The organism is Lentzea xinjiangensis (assembly GCF_900110955.1).
GTDB classification, from domain to species: Bacteria; Actinomycetota; Actinomycetes; order Mycobacteriales; family Pseudonocardiaceae; genus Lentzea; species Lentzea xinjiangensis.
The window spans coordinates 956465-976643 of sequence record NZ_FOFR01000001.1 but is presented as its reverse complement, the minus strand read 5'-3'; the positions used below and the strand labels follow the sequence as shown (position 1 = coordinate 976643).

At 71.1% G+C, this 20179-nt stretch carries 20 protein-coding genes; 15 read left to right on the top strand and 5 right to left on the bottom strand.

Annotation, left to right across the window (positions count from 1 at the left end; genetic code table 11):
* The first annotated feature begins 9 nt into the window (after positions 1 to 9).
* From BMW88_RS04985 to BMW88_RS04975, 3 genes are all read left to right on the top strand, one after another.
* Positions 10 to 1464 carry an MFS transporter gene (locus BMW88_RS04985; protein WP_281249362.1) on the top strand — a complete coding sequence of 485 codons (1455 nt, stop codon included), beginning with the start codon at positions 10 to 12 and terminating at the stop codon, positions 1462 to 1464.
* Positions 1424 to 2023, top strand: a complete 600-nt coding sequence (locus BMW88_RS04980; protein ID WP_089949303.1) for a Maf family protein — start codon at positions 1424 to 1426, stop codon at positions 2021 to 2023. Before BMW88_RS04985 ends, BMW88_RS04980 begins: the two co-directional genes overlap by 41 nt.
* Positions 2024 to 2202: 179 nt before the next feature.
* On the top strand, positions 2203 to 3489 hold the full coding sequence (locus BMW88_RS04975; RefSeq protein ID WP_089949302.1) for a dicarboxylate/amino acid:cation symporter: 1287 nt from the start codon (positions 2203 to 2205) through the stop codon (positions 3487 to 3489).
* 9 nt (positions 3490 to 3498) lie between these two features.
* Here BMW88_RS04975 and BMW88_RS04970 read toward each other — a convergent pair whose 3' ends face one another.
* Complete coding sequence (locus tag BMW88_RS04970) at positions 3499 to 4131, bottom strand: hypothetical protein (protein ID WP_143115966.1); 633 nt, start codon at positions 4129 to 4131, stop codon at positions 3499 to 3501.
* 157 nt (positions 4132 to 4288) lie between these two features.
* On the opposite strand from BMW88_RS04970, the gene BMW88_RS04965 reads away from it, so the two are divergent.
* The 8 genes from BMW88_RS04965 to BMW88_RS04925 all read left to right on the top strand — a co-directional run bounded on the left by BMW88_RS04965 (position 4289) and on the right by BMW88_RS04925 (position 10875).
* Positions 4289 to 6055 (top strand): acetyl/propionyl/methylcrotonyl-CoA carboxylase subunit alpha, encoded by a 1767-nt coding sequence (locus BMW88_RS04965; RefSeq protein WP_089949300.1) that lies wholly within the window; start codon positions 4289 to 4291, stop codon positions 6053 to 6055.
* Between the two features lie 30 nt (positions 6056 to 6085).
* Positions 6086 to 6472, top strand: a complete 387-nt coding sequence (locus BMW88_RS04960; RefSeq protein WP_089949299.1) for a DUF1707 SHOCT-like domain-containing protein — start codon at positions 6086 to 6088, stop codon at positions 6470 to 6472.
* Positions 6451 to 7227 (top strand): HAD family hydrolase, encoded by a 777-nt coding sequence (locus tag BMW88_RS42645; RefSeq protein ID WP_218147986.1) that lies wholly within the window; start codon positions 6451 to 6453, stop codon positions 7225 to 7227. The genes BMW88_RS04960 and BMW88_RS42645 overlap by 22 nt, the downstream gene beginning before the upstream one ends.
* Positions 7228 to 7237: 10 nt before the next feature.
* Positions 7238 to 7771 carry a GNAT family N-acetyltransferase gene (locus tag BMW88_RS04945; RefSeq protein ID WP_089949298.1) on the top strand — a complete coding sequence of 178 codons (534 nt, stop codon included), beginning with the start codon at positions 7238 to 7240 and terminating at the stop codon, positions 7769 to 7771.
* Between the two features lie 6 nt (positions 7772 to 7777).
* Complete coding sequence (locus tag BMW88_RS04940) at positions 7778 to 8362, top strand: DUF3558 domain-containing protein (RefSeq protein ID WP_089949297.1); 585 nt, start codon at positions 7778 to 7780, stop codon at positions 8360 to 8362.
* 157 nt (positions 8363 to 8519) lie between these two features.
* On the top strand, positions 8520 to 8825 hold the full coding sequence (locus BMW88_RS04935) for a transcriptional regulator (protein ID WP_245777558.1): 306 nt from the start codon (positions 8520 to 8522) through the stop codon (positions 8823 to 8825).
* Positions 8826 to 8827: 2 nt separating this feature from the next.
* Positions 8828 to 10069 (top strand): PPE domain-containing protein, encoded by a 1242-nt coding sequence (locus BMW88_RS04930; protein WP_089949481.1) that lies wholly within the window; start codon positions 8828 to 8830, stop codon positions 10067 to 10069.
* On the top strand, positions 10069 to 10875 hold the full coding sequence (locus BMW88_RS04925; RefSeq protein ID WP_089949295.1) for an ESX secretion-associated protein EspG: 807 nt from the start codon (positions 10069 to 10071) through the stop codon (positions 10873 to 10875). Before BMW88_RS04930 ends, BMW88_RS04925 begins: the two co-directional genes overlap by 1 nt.
* Positions 10876 to 11423: 548 nt before the next feature.
* Here the strand turns inward: BMW88_RS04925 and BMW88_RS04920 are convergent.
* Positions 11424 to 11873 carry a gamma-glutamylcyclotransferase family protein gene (locus BMW88_RS04920; protein ID WP_045317832.1) on the bottom strand — a complete coding sequence of 150 codons (450 nt, stop codon included), beginning with the start codon at positions 11871 to 11873 and terminating at the stop codon, positions 11424 to 11426.
* A 109-nt stretch (positions 11874 to 11982) separates the two neighbouring features.
* On the opposite strand from BMW88_RS04920, the gene BMW88_RS04915 reads away from it, so the two are divergent.
* Positions 11983 to 13386 (top strand): NAD(P)H-quinone dehydrogenase, encoded by a 1404-nt coding sequence (locus tag BMW88_RS04915; RefSeq protein WP_089949294.1) that lies wholly within the window; start codon positions 11983 to 11985, stop codon positions 13384 to 13386.
* A gap of 62 nt (positions 13387 to 13448) precedes the next feature.
* On the opposite strand, the gene BMW88_RS04910 is transcribed toward BMW88_RS04915, so the two are convergent.
* Positions 13449 to 14114 carry a TetR/AcrR family transcriptional regulator gene (locus tag BMW88_RS04910; protein WP_089949293.1) on the bottom strand — a complete coding sequence of 222 codons (666 nt, stop codon included), beginning with the start codon at positions 14112 to 14114 and terminating at the stop codon, positions 13449 to 13451.
* A 101-nt stretch (positions 14115 to 14215) separates the two neighbouring features.
* Between BMW88_RS04910 and BMW88_RS04905 the strand changes: the two genes are divergently transcribed.
* Together BMW88_RS04905 and BMW88_RS04900 are read left to right on the top strand one after the other, a co-directional pair.
* A complete protein-coding gene (locus BMW88_RS04905) occupies positions 14216 to 15139 on the top strand; it encodes an SDR family NAD(P)-dependent oxidoreductase (RefSeq protein ID WP_089949292.1) in 924 nt (307 codons plus the stop codon).
* A gap of 52 nt (positions 15140 to 15191) precedes the next feature.
* Positions 15192 to 15731, top strand: coding sequence for a sortase domain-containing protein (locus tag BMW88_RS04900; protein WP_177220943.1), 540 nt, complete (start codon positions 15192 to 15194; stop codon positions 15729 to 15731).
* Between the two features lie 98 nt (positions 15732 to 15829).
* Here the strand turns inward: BMW88_RS04900 and glpK are convergent, their stop codons facing one another.
* Together glpK and BMW88_RS04890 are read right to left on the bottom strand one after the other, a co-directional pair.
* Positions 15830 to 17338, bottom strand: a complete 1509-nt coding sequence (gene glpK, locus BMW88_RS04895) for a glycerol kinase GlpK (protein WP_089949290.1) — start codon at positions 17336 to 17338, stop codon at positions 15830 to 15832.
* 13 nt (positions 17339 to 17351) lie between these two features.
* Complete coding sequence (locus BMW88_RS04890) at positions 17352 to 18095, bottom strand: MIP/aquaporin family protein (RefSeq protein WP_177220942.1); 744 nt, start codon at positions 18093 to 18095, stop codon at positions 17352 to 17354.
* Positions 18096 to 18380: 285 nt separating this feature from the next.
* Between BMW88_RS04890 and glpD the strand changes: the two genes are divergently transcribed.
* Complete coding sequence (gene glpD / locus BMW88_RS04885; protein ID WP_089949479.1) at positions 18381 to 20090, top strand: glycerol-3-phosphate dehydrogenase; 1710 nt, start codon at positions 18381 to 18383, stop codon at positions 20088 to 20090.
* Positions 20091 to 20179: the final 89 nt, after the last annotated feature.

The following is a 20179-nucleotide window of genomic DNA, read 5'->3' as shown; positions in this document are numbered from 1 at the left end:
TGATCGCGCATCAGTAGTACTACTCGGACGGACCGCGAGAACTGGCGGACCGTCTACGCGCTGTGCATCGGCTTCTTCATGACGCTGCTGGACACGACCATCGTGAACGTCGCGCTGCCGTCGATGATCACCGACCTGGGCGCGTCGCTGAACGACGTGATCTGGGTCGTGAGCGCCTACCTGCTCGCGTTCGCCGTGCCGTTGCTGCTGACCGGGCGGCTGGGTGACCGGTTCGGGCCGAAGCGGCTCTACGGCATCGGGCTCGTGCTGTTCCTGCTCGCGTCGCTGGCCTGCGGTCTCGCCGCCAGCGCGGAGGCGCTGATCGCCGCCCGCGTCTTCCAGGGCCTGGGTGCCGCGGCCATGACGCCGCAGACGATGGCGTTCATCACGCGCCTGTTCCCGCCGGCCAAGCGCGGTGCGGCGCTCGGCACGTGGGGGTCGGTGGCCGGGTTCGCGACGGTCTCCGGACCGCTGCTGGGCGGGGTGCTGGTCACGCACCTCGGCTGGGAGTGGATCTTCTTCGTGAACCTGCCCATCGGGGTGCTCGCGCTCGCGCTGCTGTTCCGCTGGGTGCCCGACCTGCGGCCGAACCGCACGCCGAGGTTCGACGTGCTCGGCGTCGTGCTGTGCTGCCTCGGGCTCGGCCTGCTGGTCTTCGGCGTCCAGAACGGCGAGCACTACCGCTGGGGCCGGGTGGCAGGACCGATCACGGTCACCGAGATCATCGTGGCCGGAGTGCTGTTCCTCGCGCTGTTCGTGCTCTGGCAGGCGTCCGCGCGCAACCCGGAGCCGCTGATGCCGCTGCGGATCTTCCGCAACCGCAACTTCTCGCTCGGCAACGTCGCGAACATCGCCATCGGCATCACCGTGACCGGGGTGTTCGTGCCGCTCGCGCTGTTCCTGCAGACCGTGCCGAAGCTGTCGCCGCTGATGACCGGCCTGGTCACGGCGCCGGCGTCGCTGATGTCCGGCGTGGTGGCGCACTTCGCGGGACGGCTGTCGAACCGGGCGGACGCCAAGTACCTGCCGATCACCGGCTTCGCGCTGATGGCGCTCGGCACCGGCGCGATGACGTTCCTGCTCGGCGACGGTCCCCAGTGGGTCCTGCTGCCGTCGATGGTGGCGCTGGGCATCGGCATGGGCCTCGTGTTCGCGCCGCTCACGAACATCTCGACGCGGACGCTCGACCGGTCGCTGCTGGGCGCCGGGGCCGGCGTCTACAACACCTCCCGGCAGTTCGGGAACGTGCTGGGCAGCGCCTCGACGGCCGCCGTGCTGCAGATCGTGCTGACGGCCACGGGCGACTTCACCGCGGCCGTGCGGGCGTCGTTCTACCTGCTGCTCGCGGTGATGGCGGTCGGGATCGCGGCCGCGTTCGCCTTTCGCAGGGTCGCCCCTCCGAGCGGCGTGGCAGACTCCGCGCGTGCGTCTGATCCTGGCCTCCCAGTCACCCGCCCGTCTTAGCGTCCTGCGCGCCGCCGGCGTCGAGCCCGTCGTGCGGGTCTCCGGTGTCGACGAGGACGCGCTCGTCGCATCGCTCGCCGACCCCACACCCGAGGAGACCGTCGTCGCGCTGTCCGCGGCGAAGGCGGAGGCGGTCGAGCACGACGACGAGTGCGTGGTCATCGGCTGCGACTCGATGCTGCTGTTCGAGGGCGAGCTCGTGGGCAAGCCCGGCACGGCGGAGGTCGCGCGGGAGCGGTGGCGCCGGATCGCCGGCAAGAGCGGCGCGCTGATCACCGGCCACACCGTGCTGCGCGTCTCCGGCGGGGTGGTCGTGGACCGGGCGTCGGCCGCGGAGTCGACGACCGTGCGGTTCGGCACGCCGACGGACGAGGAGCTGGAGGCGTACCTCGCCACCGGGGAGCCGCTGCACGTCGCCGGCGGTTTCACGATCGACGGCCTCGGCGGCTGGTTCGTCGACGGCATCGAAGGAGACCACACGTCCGTGATCGGCATCAGCCTGCCGCTCACCCGCAGGCTGCTGGGCCAGGTGGGTGTCGCGGTGTCCACACTCTGGTAGCGCTGGTCACAGTTCACCTGATCAGGGAAGACTGCTCCCATCCCAGGCGTTGGGGGCGAGTGGTGAACGAGTACTTGACGCGTCGCAGGCACATCGACCTGGCACGCAGGACGAGCACGGGCTGTCGGAGCTGACGCTCCCAGCCCTGTTCCGCTCATCCCTGCCCAGGAGATGTCCCAGTGTCGCTCGTCCAGACATACCGCAAGCCCAAGGTCTTCGGCCTGACAGTGCTCGGCGCGCTCGTCCTCGGCGCCCTCGCCGGCTGGCTCGGCAAGGGCACGTGGCTCGCGCCCGTCCTCGCCAAGATCGGGTCCACCTTCACGGCGCTGCTGCAGCTCACCGTGATCCCGCTGGTGTTCACCGCGATCGTCGTCGGCATCGCGTCGCTGCGGAACCTCGGCGGCGGCCGCACCGCCGCCCGCCTCGGCGGCAAGACGTTCCTGTGGTTCGCCATCACGTCGTTCGTCGCGGTGCTGATCGGCATCGCGGTCGCCTCGATCCTCAAGCCCGGCGCGGGCCTGCAGATCGAGCCCGCCGCCGGCGCCGTCGACAAGCTCGCCAAGCGCGCGTCCGGCTCGTGGCAGGCGCTGCTCGACAACCTGGTGCCCACCAACATCTTCAGCGCCTTCACCGAGGGCGACGTGCTCCAGGTCGTGTTCATCGCCGTGCTGGTCGGCTTCGCCGCCTACGCGCTGGGTGACAAGGCCGCGCCGTTCACGAACCTCGTGCGGTCGTTCTTCGACATCGTGCAGAAGGTCGTCGGCTGGATCATCCTGCTGGCGCCGATCGGCATCTTCGGCCTCATCGGCAACGCGGTGGCGTCCTACGGCAACTCGTTCGTCCGGCCGCTGTTCTCGTTGATCGCGGCCGTGTACCTCGGCAGCGCGCTCGTGCTGTTCGTCGTCTACCCGGTCCTGCTGAAGTTCGTGGGCAAGACCTCGCCGGTCGAGTTCTTCCGCAAGGCGGGCACGGCCATCCAGTTCGCGTTCGTGTCGCGCTCGTCCGGCGCCACGCTCCCGCTGTCCCGCAAGGCCGCCACCGACCTCGGCGTCTCGCAGGAGTACGCGAACTTCGCCGTGCCGCTCGGCACCACGACCAAGATGGACGGTTGCGCCGCGGTCTACCCGGCCATCGCGACGATCTTCATCGCGAACATGTTCGGCATCCAGCTCTCGGTCTGGCAGTACGTCGGCATCGTCCTCGTCGCGGTGTTCGGCGCGCTCGCGACGGCCGGAACCACCGGCTGGTACACGATGCTGACGCTCACGCTGAGCGTCGTCGGCCTGCCGCCGCAGGTGATCGCGACCGGCGTGGCCGTGGTCTACGCGATCGACCCGATCCTCGACATGATGCGCACCGCCACCAACGTGGCAGGCCAGATCACGGTCCCGGTAGTGGTGGCGCGCACCGAGAACCTGATCGACCAGCCCGCGCAGCCGGCGGAGAAGGACCTCGTCAACGCCTAGGAACGGCGCCTAGGAAACGGCACAGGGGCGGAGCTGCGACATCTTCGGCACCGGTGCGGGCCAGCCGGGGAGCTGGTCCCGCGCCGGTGCCGCCGTCGTGCAGCCGATGTCCGGTCCCAGCACCGAGAACACCTGCACGAACGCGGTGCCGCACTGGCCGTCGCACGCGAGCTGCGCGGCGACGACATCGGCCGTGCCGTCCTCGTTGACGTCGTGCAGCCCGAGGTACCCGGCGGTGGCCAGGTAGGCCGCCGGCGCGCGCGACCACGTGCCGTCCTTGCGGACCAGCACCTCGCCGAGCAGCTCCGCGTTGTGCGCCCCGCGCACCAGGCACGCGCTGAGCGGTGCCTCCACGCACTGCAGCGACTTGTCGTCCACGGTCGCGCCGGACTCGGCGATGGTCATCTCGAAGATGAACGGGCCGGACTCGCCGGTGATCCTGATCCGCCCGCCGCCGGTGCCCCTGAGCAGCTCGACGAGGTCCCCGCCCACCGACCTGCCGATGACGACCTGGCAGACGGTCGTTCCGCAGCGCATTCCGGCGTCGGTTCCGGACGGGTCTGAATCGGTGCCGCCGGGTCGCTGGAAATAGGCGAACACCAGCCCCGCGACGACGACGGCGGCAGCGACGACAGCGGTCACCTGCACGGACCTGGATCCACCCACAGCGCAGATTGTGTCCGATGGGCCCACGATGGATGTGAAGTGAGCCGTCTCTCGCTCTCGGAGTTCACCGATTTCCGTAGACTGCGGCACCAGCCAGAGCCGTAAATGCCGGTCCAGCAGGAGGTACGACGCCGTGTCGCTGCGCAAGGTCCTCATCGCCAACCGCGGTGAGATCGCCGTCCGGGTCATCCGCGCCTGCCGTGACGCCGGTCTGGCGAGCGTCGCCGTCTACGCCGATCCCGACCGCGACGCGCCGTTCGTCCGGCTCGCCGACGAGGCGTTCGCGCTCGGTGGCAGCACTCCCGGCGAGAGCTACCTGTCGATCGAGAAGCTGCTCGACGCCGCCGCGCGGTCCGGCGCCGACTCCGTGCACCCCGGCTACGGCTTCCTGTCCGAGAACGCCGAGTTCGCGCAGGCCGTGATCGACGCCGGGCTGGTGTGGATCGGCCCGACCCCGCAGGCGATCCGCGACCTCGGCGACAAGGTGACCGCGCGGCACATCGCGATGCGCGCGGGCGCGCCGCTCGTGCCCGGCACCAAGGACCCGGTCTCCGGCCCGGACGAGATCGTGGCGTTCGCGGCCGAGCACGGCCTGCCCGTCGCGATCAAGGCCGCGTTCGGTGGCGGCGGCCGCGGCCTCAAGGTCGCGCGCACGATGGAGGAGATCCCGGAGCTGTTCGACTCCGCGGTCCGCGAGGCCGTCGCGGCGTTCGGCCGCGGCGAGTGCTTCGTCGAGCGCTACCTCGACAAGCCCCGCCACGTCGAGGCGCAGGTGCTCGCCGACACCCACGGCAACGTGATCGTCGTCGGCACCCGCGACTGCTCGCTGCAACGCCGCCACCAGAAGCTGGTCGAGGAGGCGCCCGCGCCGTTCCTGACCGACGAGCAGCGCGCCACGATCCACAGCTCCGCCAAGGCGATCTGCCTCGAGGCCGGCTACCACGGCGCCGGCACCGTCGAGTACCTCGTCGGGCTCGACGGGTCGATCTCGTTCCTGGAGGTCAACACGCGCCTGCAGGTCGAACACCCGGTGTCGGAGGAGACGACGGGCCTCGACCTGGTGCGCGAGCAGTTCCGCATCGCCGCCGGCGAGGAGCTGCGGTTCACCGAGGACCCGGCGCCGCGCGCGCACTCCATCGAGTTCCGCATCAACGGCGAGGACGCCGGCCGCGGCTTCCTGCCCGCGCCGGGCACGGTGACGACGTTCGTCGCGCCGTCCGGTCCCGGCGTCCGGGTGGACGCCGGCGTCGAGTCCGGCTCGGTGATCGGCGGGCAGTTCGACTCGTTGCTGGCCAAGTTGATCGTGACCGGTGAGAACCGCGAGGAGGCGCTGGCCCGCGCCCGGCGCGCGCTCGACGAGATGGTCGTCGAGGGCATGGCGACCGTGCTGCCGTTCCACCGGGTGATCGTGCGCGACGCGGCGTTCACCGCCGAGAAGCCCGAGGGCTTCACCGTGCACACGCGGTGGATCGAGACCGAGTTCGACAACCGGATCGAGCCGTTCACCGGCGCGGCGGAGGCCGCGGAGGACGAGACGCCGCGGCAGACCGTGGTGGTCGAGGTCGGCGGGCGCCGCCTCGAGGTGTCGCTGCCGGGCGACCTCGCCGTGGGCGCGCGGCCCGCCGCGGCCGCCACGAAGAAGCCGAAGCCCAAGCGCGCGGCCGGTGGCTCCGCCGCCGTCTCCGGTGACGCGGTCGCGGCGCCGATGCAGGGCACGATCGTCAAGGTCGCCGTCGAGGACGGGCAGACCGTCGCGGCGGGCGACCTGATCGTCGTGCTGGAGGCCATGAAGATGGAGAACCCGGTGACCGCCCACAAGGCCGGCACCGTGACGGGTCTCACGGCCGCTCCCGGCGATCCGATCACCCAGGGCACCGTGATCTGCGAGCTGAAGGACTGACCGCGCCGGCCGCTCACCTACGATTGGCCCGTGAGCGACCCGTCCAGGGACATCCGCATCGGCGACACCGAACGCCAGCAGGCGTTGCAGGTCCTCGGTGAGCACTTGAGCGCGGGCCGCATCGACGTGGAGGAGTACGGCGAGCGGTCCGCGAAGATCACCACCGCGAAGACCCGCGGCGAGCTGATGGCGCTGTTCCGCGACCTGCCGGACCCGCGTCCGCAGTTCGCCACGCCGATGGCCATGTTCGACGAGCCGGTGCGCACACCCGCACGCCGGTGGGAGGGCGCCGTCGTCCCCGCGGTGGGGGTCGCCGTGGTGATCGCGTTCTTCGTGCTGCTGCGCAACCCGCTGATCTTCCTGCTGATCCCCGCGGTGGCGATCCTGTGGGCCCAGTGGAACGGACGCCGCCGCTGAAACCGCTGTTGCTGCTGGACCTCGACGGCGTGCTGCGCTCCTTCCCGCCGCTGCCCGGCCACGTCGCCGAGGCCGCTTTCGAGCCCGCGCTGCTGCACCGCGCCGTCACCGGCCGGATCTCCGACGAACAGTGGCGGCGGGAGGTCGGTGCCGGCTTCGCGGCCACGCCCGGCGAGGTGGTCGTCGAGGCGCTGGCGCTGGTGCGCGCCGCGCGGCAGCGGTGCTTCGTGGCGTTGCTGACCAACGCGACCACCCGGCTGGAAGCGGACCTGGCCCTGCTCGGCCTCGACGGGGAGTTCGACGCGGTGTTCAGCTCGGCGCGGCTCGGTCTCGCGAAGCCGGACTCCGCCGTCTTCCGGCGGGTGCTCGACGAGCTCGGGTACGAGACGGCGGTCTTCTGCGACGACTCGGCGGAGAACGCCGCCGCCGCGCGCACGGCGGGCCTGGACGGCGTGCACGTGCCGGACACGGCGGCGCTGCGGACGGCGCTGGCGGTGCGCGGCCTGATCCCGGCGACCGTGCTGGTGATCCTGCCCGACCGCGACGAGGCCGAGGAGCTGGCGGCGTCGCTGCTGGCCGGCGGCTGGGAGCCGTGCGCGGTGCACCGGGACATGCTGGCCGGCGAGGACGACGCCGAGGACGTGGACTGGGTGATCGAGCTGACCACGGCTCCGGACGGCTCGCCGGCGTCCGCGCACCGAGCCGAGCTCGACGACCTGGCGGAGCGGCACGACGGGTTCACCGACGACGGTTAGCCTCTCGCGCGTGGAGCCAGTCGAGATCAACGCGGGTGAGTACTACCTGCGCGCCTTCCGCAGCGACGACCGCATCGACGACGGCCCGGCCGTCGCGGAGGCGTTCGCCGACCCGGAGACCGGCCGTCATCTGCCCGCGGTGCGCTTCCCCGACCTGACGAGCTGGCGGGAGGACGTCCGGGTGTCCTGGGCGGTGTGCGACGCCACCACCGCCGAACTGCTCGCCGGTGTCGTGCTCGGTGACCTCGACCCCCGGCGCGGGCGCGGGGAGCTGACCTTCTGGACCCAGCCCGCCCACCGCGGCGCCGGCGTGGCGACCACCGCGCTCACGTCGGTGCTGGGCTTCGCGTTCGGCGGACTCGGCCTGCACCGGATCGTCCTGCGGCACGCGGCCACGAACACCGCGGCGCGACGGGTCGCGGAGAAGTGCGGATTCACCCTGGAGGGTCGACTTCGCGACGAGACGATCATCGATGACCAGCGCGTGGACGAGTTGCTGTGGTCGCGACTGTCGACAGACCCGCCCCCCGAACAGCTACGGTGACCCGCCATGCGGATCCCGGCGCTCCTCCTCCTCGCGGTGGCCCTGGCCGGATGCACTGCCGCGCCCGAGCAGAGCTCGCTGACCACCCCGCCGCCCCCACCGCCGCCGACGACCACGTCCGTCTCGCGGATGGACTTCCCGCCACGACCGCGCGACGTGCCTCTTGACGCCGTCGACCCCTGCGCGATCCTGACCGCCGAACAGCGCATGGCGCTGAGCCTCGACAACCCGCCCAGCGCGTACGTCGAGACGAGCTTCGGCGGCGCCAAGGCGTGCACGATCCGGAGCACCACGAGCGGGAATGTGGCGAGGATCGCACTCGTGCTCGTCTCGGGCGCCGACGTGTGGCTCTCCGAGAACGCTCAGGTGGACTACTCGGTGAGCACGATCGAGGGTTTTCCGGCGATCACTGTCCGCACACCCGACGTGCACGACGTCTGCAATGTGGAGATAGACGTTGCCGATGGGCAGTTCATCGACGTCATGTTCCGCGACGGCGGCAATTCCACTGCGGTGCAACAAGATCATCTCTGCCTCGGCGCGCAGCGGGTGGCGGAGGCCGTGATGGCCGGTTTGCTCCAGAAGCGCTGACCCACACGGGGGGATGTCACTGATCGCACTCCACAGCGTTACCTTCGGTGGTTAGAGTGTTGTCGCGCTTGTACGCACGATCGCCGGAGGTTTCGCGATGCCGCCAGGAGGACGTAGCGGGGCAGACTCCTCGCCGCCCGTCCAGCATCAGCTGAACGTGGAGCCGGAGGCGATCCCCGCGTTGCGCCGCACCTTCTCCGCCGCGCTGACCAAGCTCGACCAGCAGATCGAGATGGCGATCACCGAGTTCCGGGTGCGCCCGTGGGCCGGTGACCCGGTCAGCCAGGAGGCCGCCGAGAAGTTCAACGACCGGTCGATCACCGACGGCGACTCGGCGTTGCAGGCGCTGCTCAACTACCAGCGGCAGCTCAAGACCGCGATGGACAACCTCAACCAGATCGAGCGCCAGTACGACGTGGTCGAGGGCGACAACACCGGCATGATGAACAAGAGCGGGTGCTGACGATGGTGGATCACCGCTGGCAGGGGTACAGCCACAAGGAGCTGTACGAACGCATCCACGCGGGTCCGGGTGCCTCCGCGTCGTTCACGTCGATGGAGCGCTGGCAGGGCGTGTCGGCCGCGCTGGCCGAGATCAACGACGACCTGCACAGCGGCATCGCGCTGTCCGGGGCCAAGTGGGAGGGCAAGGCCGCCGACATCGCGCGGTCGGGTCTCAACCCGATCGCGGCCTGGGCGGACGGCGCGCGCACCGGCGCGGACGTGATGCGCTACTCGGCGGAGCTGCAGGCCGGCCACATCTCGAAGGCCCGCGCGGACATGCCGGCCCCGGTCGCCGTGACCGCGGAGCAGCCGGGCGCCCTGGTCACCGGCCTCACCCACCTCTTCGGCGGGCAGACCGACCACGAGAAGCAGGAGGCGGCCCAGGACGCCGCCGAGCGCCGCGCCCGTGAGGTCATGTCCACCTACGCGTCCTCCACGACGGCGAACACCTCGACCCTCGGCCAGTTCAGCCAGCCGCCGCAGCTCCAGATCAACGGCAGCGGCATCGCGCACGGCGGCGGCGCCCAGATCGGCACGGCCGGGTTCTGGGCCACCGGCCCCCACGGCAGCGGCGCGGGCGGCACGCGCGGCCGCACCGGCTCCGGCACGCGCGGTGCCACCGCCCCGCCGCCGCGCGGTGGCGCCGGCAGCACCCCTCCTCCCGGTTCGTCGTCGACGTCTTCCGGCTCGTCGACGCGCACCTCGAGCGCGCCGACGACGGTCGGCTCGTCAACCGGTTCGCCGAAGGGCACCATCGCGACCGCGGTGACCTCGACCGGCCCCGGCACCACGGGCAGCGTCGGCATCGCCGGCGTCGGCGTGCCGGGCCAGCGCTCCGGCCGTCCGGGCTCGCAGGGCGGCGACAAGGACCAGCCCAAGGAGATGGAGGACGGCGCGACCGCGGCGTCCGGTGCCGCCGCGGGCACGGTCATGAACCACAGCCACCTCGCGGGCGTGGCCAACGCCAACGGCTCCGCCCTGGGCCCGCTGGGCACCGTCGGCGCCTCCGGCAACGACCAGGTGCACCGCCGCACCGTGCCGATGCCCCCGTCGTTCGACCCCTTCGGCGGCATGGGCCCGCGCAAGGGCGAGGACGAGGAGGACCTGGAGCACAAGGCCGCCGACTACCTGCGCGAACGCGACGACATCTACGGCGTGGGCAGCTACGCGCTGCCCGTGATCGGGGAGAGCACGACCGACTGATGACTCTGTTCGGCTTGGACGTCGGGATGAGCGACACGCGCGACCCGGTGATCATTTCGACGCTGGAGTTCGACGTCCTCTGGGAGCACCTGGGCCTGGAGACGATGCCCCTCGTGCTGAAGGTCCCCTCGCCGGGCAAGACCCGCGAGGAGCGCCGGAAGATCGAGGACCAGGTCTGGCACCAGCTCGGCGCCCGCGGCCTCGGCGGCCCGCGCTCGCTGGACCCGACGCTCGAAGACCTGCTGCACGTGCTGAACCGCCCGCAGCAGGAGATCGACGCCCGCATGTGGCTGAACGACCGCAGCGTCCGAGTCCTCGCCGCGGGCAAGGGCCAGGCGGGCGTCCTGGCCGTCCTGGACAACGGCCAGCTCGTCCTGCGCCCCGCCGAAGCCGACGGCCTGCCCCGCGAAGCCCTGACGGCCCTGCCCACGGCCCCCGCCGGCGAAGGCCACTCCATCACCCTGCCCTCCGCCGACCTCGACGCGGCAGCCGCCTCGTCGAAGTCCCCGGAAGACCTGGAAGCCGCACTGCACGGCGTCCTGCGCGGCGACGACGCCCACACCCTGGCCGAGATGGTCCGCGACGCGTCGAACCGCGGCCAGTTCGGCGCGGCGGCCCGCGACAAGTGGGGCAAGCGCGTCCGCCCGGACCGCGTGGTCGCGTTCTTCGACACCCCGAAGGGCCGCTACCTGCAGATGCGCCGCGCCGTGGACGGCCAGCCACCCTGGTCGACCATCAGCCCCGTCGACTACCGCCGCATGCACCACCACCTGGTGGAGCTGCTGGCGGAGGCGGCCGGCGTCTAGCTGATCGCGGGGCTGGCGCAGCCGTCCTCGTCAGCTCGGCAGGCTGGCGCAGGGGTCCCCTCGGGTTCCGGGTCCCCCGCGACCCAAGGTAGTCCGCGGGTCCGACACTCCCGGTGATCTTCGACGTCGGGACAGCAACTCTGAGCCGCCCGGCCTCTGGTGAGGACGGCGAGGGCGCCTGACGCGGCGATGGCGAAGCCGAGCACTCCGCAGCGGCGATGCGAAGCGAGCCGACCGCCACCGACGCGGACCAGCCCCAACCGCGATGCCGCAGGCGAGCCGGATCGGGCATACGCCATCTGAGCAGCGGTGATGAGGTGATTACCCGCATCGCGACGAAGTCGCGAGAAGCAACCGCGCCGGAACGGCACCAACCGCATCGGTGACCCCTCCGCTGGAACCGCAGCCGAACCACCGCAACAGCACCACCGCATGGCAACCAGCACAGCTCACCCGCGCGACGACCCGCGCCCGGCCGCAGCCGCCCAGCACGCAACCGCCCAGCACGCAGCCGCCCAGCCCGGGCCGACCACCTCACCCAGCCAGGATCAGGGCCCGATCCCCTGACAGGGCCGCGTCCGCAGGTCGTTCACGTAGTCGTCCGGCGCCCCGGCGGCCTCGGCCGCGTCGGCGACCACCCCGATGTACCGGGCGGAGGGCAGCCCGCCCTCGTAGGCGTCGAGCACGTAGAGCCACGCCACCACGGAGCCCTCGAGGGTCTGCACGCGCAGCCGGATCTTCTTGTAGAGACCGAGTGCGCCCTCCCACCGGTCGAGGCGCGACTCATCGCGCGGTGAGACGTCGTAGAGCACGCAGAACGTCTGCTGGTCGGGCTCCTCGACGATCGTCGCGAGGGCGCCTTCCCAGCCGAGGTCCTCGCCACCGAACGTCAGACGCCAACCGACGAGCCAGCCGGTCCCCGCGAGCGGGGAGTACGGGGCTCGCTCCATCATCTGGTTCGGATCCATGTTCGACCCGTACGCGGCATAGAGCGGCACGTCCGACAGCGTAGCGACCCGACGATCAGCTTTCGGTACTGACGACGCGGGCGTTTCGGCCAACGCGTACGGTTGTGCCGGCCAGCAAGCGCGCAGAAGGGAACTGATCGTGACCCGCATCGTCATCATGGGCGGCGGACCCGCAGGTTACGAGGCAGCTCTGGTCGCGGCGCAGCACGGCGCCGACGTGACCGTGGTGGAGAACGACGGGGCCGGTGGCGCGTGCGTGCTGTACGACTGCGTGCCGTCGAAGACGTTCATCGCCTCCGCGGGCGCTCGGAGCGCCTTCCGCAACGCCGGTGAGCTGGGCATCCAGACCAACAACGAGCACGCTGCCGTCGACCTGCCGGTTGTCCACGGACGGGTGAAGGGCCTCGCTCTGGCGCAGTCCGCGGACGTGCGGGCGCGGTTGCAGCGCGAAGGCGTGCGGCTCGTCAACGGGCGCGCGAAGTTCGCGGACGGCGCCCGCGGGCTCGCGCAGCACCAGGTCGTCGCCATCGGCGCGGACGGCAGCGAGGAGATCCTCGACGCCGATGTGGTGCTCATCGCAACGGGCGCCACGCCGCGCGTGCTGCCGGGCGCGGAGCCCGACGGCAAGCGCGTCCTCACCTGGCGGCAGATCTACGACCTGCCCGAGCTGCCCGAACACCTCGCCGTGATCGGTTCCGGCGTCACCGGTGTCGAGTTCGCGAGCGCCTACACCGAGATGGGCGTGAAGGTGACGATGGTCTCCAGCCGGGACCGCGTGCTCCCCCACGAGGACGCCGACGCGGCCGTGGTGCTGGAGGACGTGTTCGCCGAGCGCGGCACGGCCGTCGTCAAGCACGCCCGCGCGGACCGGGTGGAGAACACCGGTGACGGTGTGCTGATCCACCTGGAAGACGGTCGCACGATCGAGGCGTCGCACGCCCTGATGACCGTCGGTTCGGTGCCGAACACCAACGACATCGGCCTCGAGAAGATCGGCATCGAGCTCGGCCGCGGCGGCTACATCCCCGTCGACCGGGTCAGCCGGACCAACGTCAGCGGCGTCTACGCGGCGGGCGACTGCACCGGTGTGCTGCTGCTCGCGTCCGTGGCCGCCATGCAGGGCCGCATCGCGATGTGGCACGCGCTGGGCGAGGGCGTCAGCCCGATCAAGCTCAAGACCGTCGCCGCGAACGTCTTCACCAACCCCGAGATCGCGAGCGTCGGCATCAGCCAGCAGGCGATCGACTCGGGTGAGGTGCCCGCGCGCACGATCATGCTGCCGCTGGCCACGAACCCGCGCTCCAAGATGGAGGGTCTGCGCCGCGGTTTCGTGAAGCTGTTCTGCCGCCCGGCCACGGGTGTCGTCATCGGCGGTGTGGTCGTCGCGCCGAACGCGAGCGAGCTGATCCTGCCGATCGCGCTGGCCGTGCAGAACCAGCTCACCGTCGAGCACCTCGCCACGACGTTCTCGGTGTACCCGTCGCTGTCGGGTTCCATCACCGAGGCAGGGCGCCAGCTGATGCGCCACGACGACCTCGACTAGCCCCACCACGCACGACCGTGCCCCGGACACCGACGTGTCCGGGGCACGCGTTCGTTCCGGGTTCAGGACCGCGGCAGCATGCCCACGAGCGACGTGATGATCGAGAGCCGCAGGGCAGGGCGCAGGTCGACGCGGTGGACCGCGAGCTCCGGCTCCGACTCGTAGACGGCGAGCAGGCTCGGCGGCGGTGAGCTGTAGGCCGACAGCGCGCCGGCCACCAGCAGGACGTGCAGGCAGAACGTCTCGGCCTGGTCGCCGATCTCCGGCAGGTGCCGCCGGACGAGACCGGCCATCACCGCGAGGTTGTCCAGTGACGCCCGCTTGTGCCGCCGGACGGCCTCGACCGAGACGTTGTGCTCGAGCACTCCGCCCTGCGCGCCGTAGAGGTCGCAGAGCACCGTGCGGGCGGCGAGCGAGCGGCTGAGCACGTCGGCCGTCCGTTCCGCCCGTTGCACCGCGGACAGGCAGGGGTCCGCACCGGCGGCCAGCTCCCGCTCCAGCTCCACCAGCCAGACGGCCGTCCGCTGGTCCATCAGGTCGAGCAGCACCGCCTCGCGGGACTCGAAGTAGCGCAGCACCGCCGTCTTGGCCAGGCCGACCCGCCTGCTCAGCTCGTTCAGGGTCACCTCGGCCACCGGCATCTCGTCGAGCATCGCCGAGGTCGTGTCCAGGATCGCCCGCCGCCGGAGCTCGCGCTGCTCCTCGCTGCGCGCCCGCTGGAACGTCATGACCCCAACCCTAGCTCGGGTACCGCCGGTACCTTGACATGGTACCGGCGGTACATTAACGTCCCCATCATAAGTTACCGGCGGTACCCAAGGAGCCCGACATGAAGTGGACCGAGCAGCAGATCCCGCGCCAGGACGGCCGGGTGGCCGTGATCACCGGCGCCAACACCGGACTGGGCTTCGAGACCGCCCGGCGGCTCGCCGAGCGCGGCGCGTCGGTCGTGCTGGCCGTGCGCGACGCGAAGAAGGGCGAGCTGGCCGCCGCCAGGATCGACGGCGACGTCTCCGTGCAGGAACTGGACCTCACCTCGCTGGCATCGGTGCGCGCCGCCGCGGCGGACCTGCGCGCCGCCCACCCGCAGATCGACCTGCTGATCAACAACGCGGGCGTGATGTACACCCCGAAGCAGACCACCCGCGACGGCTTCGAGATGCAGTTCGGCACCAACCACCTCGGCCACTTCGCCCTCACCGGGCTGCTGCTCGACCTGATGCTGCCCGTGCCGGGCTCCAGGGTGGTCACGGTCAGCAGCACCGGCCACCGCATCCGCGCCGCCATCCACTTCGACGACCTCCAGTGGGAGCGCTCTTACAGCCGGGCGGGCGCCTACGGCCAGTCGAGGCTCGCCAACCTGATGTTCACCTACGAGCTGCAGCGCAGGCTCGCCCCGCACGGCACCACCACCGCGGTGGCCGCCCACCCCGGCGTCTCCAACACCGAGCTGACCCGCAACACCCCGGCGATCTTCCGCGGGCCGCTCACCTGGCTCGCCCCGATGATCACCCAGCCCGCCGCGGCGGGCGCGCTGCCCACCCTGCGGGCCGCCACCGATCCGTCCGTCCTCGGCGGGCAGTACTACGGCCCCGGCGGCATCGGCGAGGTGCGCGGTCTTCCGGAACTGGTCGCCTCCAGCCCCGATTCCTACGACCTCACCGTGCAGCAACGCCTTTGGGCCGTCTCGGAGGACCTCACCGGCGTGCGGTTCCCGGTGGGGACCGCGACCGGGACGCGTACCGGTTCTTGATCAATCTCGGCAGAACGGGCCACCGGGCCACCGGATGTGCGTCAATAGGTCCGTGGGGACTCGTGTCTTGATCGCGGTGCTGAGCGTGGCGCTGGCCGCCACCGCCTGTTCGCAGGGCCCGGCACCGAAGCCGCCGGCGGCGACGAGCGAGGTCGCTCCGCCACCGGTGGTCTCGCCGCTCGGCAGCTCCGACCCGATGGAGCTCAGGATCGAGCGGATCGGCGTGCGGTCGTCGTTGGTGGCACTCGGGCTCGACCCGCAGGGAGTCGTGCAGATGCCGCCGGTCAACGAGGGCATGCAGGCGGGGTGGCACCGGCTCCACCCGAAGCAGTGGATCATCGTCGGGCGCATCGAGAGCAACGAGGCCAGGGGCGTCTTCTACCGGTTGAACGACCTGCGGCAGGGCGACGTCGTCGAAGTGTCCAAGAAGGACGGTTCACTGGCCCGCTTCACCGTGGGCCGCACAGAGAGGATCATCCGCGACGACTTCTTCGCGGAGGCCGTCGCGCGGGACGAGAAGGAGGAGGGACTGCGGCTGATCACGTGTGGCACCCGCGACAACGTGATCGTGCACGCAGTCCCCGCCCAATAACGCGAGCTCGCCCTCAACCGGCCGGTGATCGGCACCCCCTGACGCGAGTTCGACCGAGGGCGAGCTCGCCGCCGTCTGCGGGAGCAGCGGCGGAAGGCTCAGTCCTCCACCCAGTCGAAGGTCTTCGTGACGGCCTTCTTCCAGTTCGCGTACTCCGAGGCGCGGCGCTCGGGCTCCATCCGCGGCTCCCACTGCTTGTCCTGCGCCCAGTTCTGGCGGATGTCGTCCTCGGTCTCCCAGAACCCGACCGCGAGGCCCGCCGCGTAGGCGGCGCCGAGCGCGGTGGTCTCCGCCACCACCGGCCTGATCACCGGCACGCCGAGGATGTCGGCCTGGAACTGCATCAGCAGCTCGTTCACGACCATGCCGCCGTCGACCTTCAGCGCCTTCAGGTCCACACCGGAGTCGGCGTTCATCGCGTCGAGCACCTCGCGGGTCTGGAACGCGGTCGCCTCCAGCACGGCCCGCGCGAGGTGGCCCTTGTTCACGAACCGCGTCAGGCCGACGATCGCGCCACGGGCGTCGGAACGCCAGTACGGCGCGAAAAGACCGGAGAACGCGGGCACGAAGTACGCGCCACCGTTGTCCTCCACCGAACGGGCGTGCTCCTCGATCTCCGCGGCCGAGGAGATCATGCCGAGGTTGTCGCGCAGCCACTGCACCAGCGAGCCGGTGACCGCGATCGAGCCCTCCAGCGCGTAGACGGGCGCGTCGTCGCCGATCTTGTAGCAGACGGTGGTGAGCAGGCCGTTCTCGCTCATCACCTTCTCGGTGCCGGTGTTGAGCAGCATGAAGTTGCCGGTGCCGTAGGTGTTCTTGGCCTCGCCCGGCGACAGGCAGGCCTGGCCGAACGTCGCGGCCTGCTGGTCACCGAGGATGCCGGCGATCGGCACACCGGCGAGCGCGCCGCGTTCGCGCACCTGGCCGTAGACCTCCGAGGAGGACCGGATCTCCGGCAGCATCGACATCGGAATGCCCATGTCCTCGGCGATCGAGGCGTCCCACTGCAACGTGTCGAGGTCCATCAGCATGGTGCGGGAAGCGTTCGTCGGGTCGGTGACGTGCACGCCACCGCTGGTGCCGCCCGTCATGTTCCACAGCACCCACGTGTCCATGTTGCCGAACAGCAGGTCGCCAGCCTCGGCCCTCTCCCGCGCGCCCTCGACGTTGTCGAGGATCCAGCGGACCTTGGGCCCGGAGAAGTAGGTGGCCAGCGGCAGCCCGACCTTGGCGCGGTAGCGCTCCTGCCCACCGCCCAGCGCACCCAGCTCCTGCACGATCCGGTCGGTGCGGGTGTCCTGCCACACGATCGCGTTGTAGACGGGCTCGCCGGTGTGGCGGTCCCACACCAGCGCGGTCTCGCGCTGGTTGGTGATGCCCACCGCCGCGATGTCCGAAGTGGACAGATCCGCCTTCGCGAGCGCGCCGGCGGCGACCTGGCGGGTGTTCTGCCAGACCTCCTTCGGGTCGTGCTCGACCCAGCCCGCCCTCGGGAAGATCTGCTCGTGCTCCTTCTGGTCCACCGAGACCACCCGGCCGGAGTGGTCGAAGATCATGCACCGGGTCGACGTGGTGCCCTGGTCGATCGCCGCCACGTACTGCGTCATGCGAGGAGTCCTTTCAGACCGGGAGAACCAGGTAGAGCAACGCGGCGAGCGCGCCACCCACGAGCGGGCCCACGACGGGGACCCAGGAGTAGCTCCAGTTCGCGTTGCCCTTGTTGCGGATCGGCATCAGGAAGGCGTAGGCGATGCGCGGACCGAGGTCGCGCGCCGGGTTGATCGCGTAGCCGGTCGGGCCACCGAGCGAGGTTCCGATCACCAGCACGACGAACGCGACGGCCGCGTACCCGAGCGCCGAGTTGCCGAACTGCGGAACGCCGTCGGCCGTCTCCTTCGCGCCCGGCGACAGCAGGATCCACACGACGAGCACGAACGTGCCGATGATCTCGGAGACGAGGTTCCACGGCGCGTTCGGCACGGTCGGGCCGGTGGAGAAGATGCCGAGCGTGTTCTGCGGCTCGTCGTGCGTGTCGAACTGGAGCTTGTACGTCGCCCAGCAGAGCATCGCGCCGATGACGGCGCCGACCATCTGACCGAGGACGTAGACGGGAACATCGCCCCACGGCGTCTTGTCCGCGATCGCGAGCCCCAACGTGACGGCGGGGTTCAGGTGCGCCCCGCTCGGGTTGGCGATGCTCGCGCCGGTGAAGACGGCGAAGGCCCAGCCGACGTTGACGAACAGGAACCCGGTGCTGTTGCCGAGCGTGTTCTTGAGCACCTGGTTCGCGACGACACCGGTGCCCAGGAGGATGAGGACCGCGGTCCCCAGCATCTCCCAGACGAAGATCGAGCCTGCGCTCATCGCCGACCTCCCCTGCTTGCGGCTTCCAGGAGAGCGCGCGAGCCCGAGGTCAGGGCCGCGCTGCCCGCCTACAACGTGCTGGGACGCTATTACCGCGCTGATCAGTTGTCCATGCCAAGTGCGGTCGCATGAGCGGTTCCGGGGCGCGGCGACGCCGGCTCCGCGCCCGTGGGCGCGGGACCGTTGCTGCAGGTAACGTGATCCGCGAGTCGTCACAGGGAGGCGTTTACCGTGGCCACGCGCAGGAACGCAGATTCAGCACCGCACACCCATGCCGAACCTCCGATCACCGGCAGGCTGGGGCCCGCCGAGCGCGAGGAGTCGTGGCAGCGGCTGGGGGCGGAGACGTTCGACGTCGTCGTGGTCGGCGGTGGCGTGGTCGGCGTGGGCGCGGCGCTCGACGCGGCGACGCGCGGGCTGCGGGTGGCCCTCGTCGAGGCCCGCGACCTCGCGTCGGGCACGTCGAGCCGGTCGTCCAAGCTCTTCCACGGCGGTCTGCGGTACCTGGAGCAGCTCGAGTTCGGCCTGGTCCGCGAGGCACTGCGCGAACGCGAGCTGATGCTGACGCGGATCGCGCCCCACCTGGTGAAGCCGGTCGCGTTCCTCTACCCGCTCGCGAACCGGCTGTGGGAGCGCCCGTACACGGCCGCCGGCCTGTTCCTCTACGACACGATGGGCGGCGCCCGGTCCGTGCCGGGGCAGAAGCACCTCACCCGCGCGGGCGCGCTCCGGCTGGTCCCGGCGCTGAAGCGCGACGCGTTGATCGGCGGCATCCGCTACTACGACGCCCAGGCCGACGACGCCCGCCACACGATGATGGTGGGCCGCACCGCCGCCCACTACGGCGCGGTGGTGCGCACGTCGACCCAGGTCGTCGAGTTCCTGCGCGAGGCCGACCGCGTCTCCGGCGTGCGCGTGCGCGACGTCGAGGACGGCCGCGAGGTCGACGTGCGAGCCCACGCCGTGATCAACGCGACCGGTGTGTGGACCGACGAGCTCCAGCGGCTCTCCGGCTCGCGCGGGCGGTTCCGCGTCCGCGCCTCGAAGGGCGTGCACATCGTCGTCCCGCGCGACCGGATCGTCGCCGAGGCCGGGATGATCCTGCGCACCGAGAAGTCGGTGCTGTTCGTGATCCCCTGGCGCAACCACTGGATCGTCGGCACCACGGACACCGACTGGAACCTCGACCTCGCGCACCCGGCGGCGACCAAGCACGACATCGACTACATCCTCGAACACGTGAACTCGGTGCTGGCGACGCCGTTGACGCACGACGACATCGAGGGCGTCTACGCGGGCCTGCGGCCGTTGCTCGCGGGCGAGTCGGACTCGACGTCGAAGCTGTCGCGCGAGCACGCGGTGGCCAGGGTGGCGCCGGGCCTGGTGGCGATCGCCGGCGGCAAGTACACGACGTACCGGGTGATGGGCGCGGACGCCGTCGACGCGGCGCACGTGGACCTGCCCGGCCGGATCCAGCCGTCGATCACGGACAAGGTGCCGCTGGTCGGCGCCGACGGCTACCACGCGCTGGTCAACCAGGCCGACCAGCTCGCGGCCAAGCACGGGCTGCACCCGTACCGCGTCCGGCACCTGCTGGACCGCTACGGCTCGCTGGTGCACGAGGTGCTCTCGCTCGCCGCCGACAACCCCGAGCTGCTCAGGCCGATCCCGGCGTCGCCGGACTACCTCCAGGTCGAGGCGGTGTACGCGGTCTCGCACGAGGGCGCGATGCACCTGGAGGACGTGCTGACGCGACGCACCCGCATCTCCATCGAGTACGCCCACCGCGGCGTCGAGTCGTCGGAGGCGGTCGCCCGGCTGATCGCGCCGGTCCTCGGCTGGGACGAGGAGACGATCAAGCGCGAGGTCGAGGTCTACAACGCCCGCGTGGAGGCCGAGCGCACGTCGCAGACGAAGCCGGACGACCAGGCGGCGGACGCCGTGCGCGCCGCGGCGCCGGAAGCGCGGCCGCAGTTGGCCGAGCCCGTGAGCTGATTCCGCATGCTGGAGGCATGATCGGACCGGTCCGCTCGTCGACGTGACGCCGCGCTGATCTGATCACGCGGGCCCCGGGCAGCAGAACT

Coding starts and splice junctions, on each gene's coding strand:
- BMW88_RS04940 (WP_089949297.1), top strand. CDS start 7,778: ATGCGGATCCCGGCGCTCCTCCTCCTCGCGGTGGCCCTGGCCGGATGC.
- BMW88_RS04930 (WP_089949481.1), top strand. CDS start 8,828: ATGGTGGATCACCGCTGGCAGGGGTACAGCCACAAGGAGCTGTACGAA.
- BMW88_RS04925 (WP_089949295.1), top strand. CDS start 10,069: ATGACTCTGTTCGGCTTGGACGTCGGGATGAGCGACACGCGCGACCCG.
- BMW88_RS04910 (WP_089949293.1), bottom strand. CDS start 14,114: ATGACGTTCCAGCGGGCGCGCAGCGAGGAGCAGCGCGAGCTCCGGCGG.
- BMW88_RS04905 (WP_089949292.1), top strand. CDS start 14,216: ATGAAGTGGACCGAGCAGCAGATCCCGCGCCAGGACGGCCGGGTGGCC.
- glpK (WP_089949290.1), bottom strand. CDS start 17,338: ATGACGCAGTACGTGGCGGCGATCGACCAGGGCACCACGTCGACCCGG.
- BMW88_RS04890 (WP_177220942.1), bottom strand. CDS start 18,095: ATGAGCGCAGGCTCGATCTTCGTCTGGGAGATGCTGGGGACCGCGGTC.